Raw genomic sequence first — 983 nt, 5'->3', positions numbered from 1 at the left:
GCATCGCCCAGATCGGCGTTGACCGGGCTGGAGACCGCGAGCGTAACCGTTTCGTCGACCTCGTCGAGCGTGTCCCCGACCACGACTACCGTGACCGTCGCGGCGGTCTCGCCGGGCGCGAAGTCGACGGTCCCGGCGACACCGGTGTAGTCCTCGCCCGCTGTGGCAGTGCCATCGACGGTGGCGTAGCCCACCGAAACCGGGCGGCCGCTGGGCGCCGAGAGCGAGACGGGGAAATCCAGGTTCACACTGCCGGTATCACCCTCCGTGACACTCGCGTCGCCCACCGCGATACGCACCGCACTATCGTTGTCGTTAATGGTCGCCGTCGCCGTTCCCACGGCGATATCCGCATTGCCGGCATTCGACAGCGTGACCGAGAAAGACTCCGTATCCTCATCCAGAGTATCGTCGACAATGGTCACTGTCACCGATCCGGCCGTCTCCCCCGCAGCGAAAGTCAGGGTTGCGGCCACGGCCTCGTAGTCCTCGCCGGCAGTGGCCGTGCCGTCAACGGTCGTGTAGTCCACGGTCACAGGATTCGCGCCCGGGTTGGAGAGCGTGACGGGGAAAGTGACAGTCGCCGCGTCCTCGACCACAGTGACGTTGCCGATGCTGATGCTGGGAGCACCGTCATTGTCCACGATGGTCGCCGTAACAGAGGTATCAACGAGAGTCGCATTCTGCGCCCCGCTCAGCTCCAGCGTGAACGTCTCGGCGCTTTCGTCGACCACGTCCCCGAGGACTGTCACTTCTACAGTCTTCAGAGTTTCGCCCGGTGCAAACGTCACATCACCAGACGCCGACTGATAATCCTCGCCGGCGGTGGCGCTGCCATCCAAGGTGGCATAGCTCACCGTCACCGTGCGGGCAGAGGAAGCGCTGAGCACTAGCTCGAACGATGCAGTGACATTATCCGCATCTCCCTCCGTCACGCTGACCGCTTCCGAAGTGAGCGACGGCGCATCATCGTCATCCTGGAT

General features: G+C 63.8%; 1 protein-coding gene. It reads right to left on the bottom strand.

From position 1 onward, the window contains the following. Positions 1–983: Calx-beta domain-containing protein (locus ACJMKX_RS17965; protein WP_405228437.1), on the bottom strand; the 983-nt coding region annotated here is incomplete at both ends.

Origin of the sequence: Lentisalinibacter sediminis, from assembly GCF_040706615.1 — a bacterium.
Taxonomy (GTDB): Bacteria; Pseudomonadota; Gammaproteobacteria; order Steroidobacterales; family Woeseiaceae; genus Lentisalinibacter; species Lentisalinibacter sediminis.
This window is presented reverse-complemented; position numbering and strand designations above follow the sequence as displayed.